General features: G+C 43.4%; 1 protein-coding gene and 1 pseudogene. One reads left to right on the top strand and one right to left on the bottom strand.

Annotated elements, in window-relative coordinates; translation table 11 throughout:
• Nucleotides 1-23: 23 nt before the first annotated feature.
• A pseudogene (locus CXF81_RS00365) lies at nucleotides 24-326 on the top strand (prolyl oligopeptidase family serine peptidase); the annotation flags it as partial.
• On the opposite strand, the gene CXF81_RS00360 reads toward CXF81_RS00365, so the two are convergent.
• A partial coding sequence (locus tag CXF81_RS00360; protein ID WP_157825455.1) for a DUF2177 family protein occupies nucleotides 313-567 on the bottom strand: 255 nt, incomplete at its 5' end. The pseudogene CXF81_RS00365 and the gene CXF81_RS00360 sit on opposite strands and share 14 nt — an antisense overlap.

Here is a 567-nt window from a genome sequence, read left to right as displayed (position 1 = left end):
CCAAGTGTTAGGTCGGCCATACACTTCTGGAGATCCACGGCGGTCCTCATGCTGCTTATGCTGAGACCTTCAGTATAGAAGCGCAGTTGATGGCAGCGAAAGGCGACGTTATTGTTTAGTCTAACCCGAGAGGTAGTTCTTCATATGGCGAAGATTTTGGCAACCAAATTCACCATAACTACCCTTCAAAAGATTATAACGACTTGCTGGATGTAATTGATGCGAGTGTTGTAAAAGGTTTCATCGATGATAAAAATCTATTTATTACCGGCGGTTCTGGTGGTGTCTTAACGGCATGGAGTATCGGTAAAACTAAGCGTTTTGCTTAGCAAAGGTTGACACAGCAACTGCTGCAGCAGTTGCACTGCAGGTAGTAATAAAACATCCCCAAGCCCAATCAATCAGTGATATTGTTAACGACCAATTGGCTAATATTGCATAATTCGTCAGGTTGTATGTGCCATAAGCGGCCAAACCCAGCATAAAGCCTCTGAAGGCAATAATAGGTATCACTTTTGACGCTGGAAATGTTGCCATAACTAAGTGATTAACACTTGGCTGTACAGC

The sequence above is a fragment of the Glaciecola sp. 33A genome, assembly GCF_002836745.1.
GTDB lineage: Bacteria > Pseudomonadota > Gammaproteobacteria > Enterobacterales > Alteromonadaceae > Glaciecola.
The sequence above is the reverse complement of the archived record's forward strand: the minus strand, read 5'-3'. Positions and strand labels throughout refer to the sequence as shown.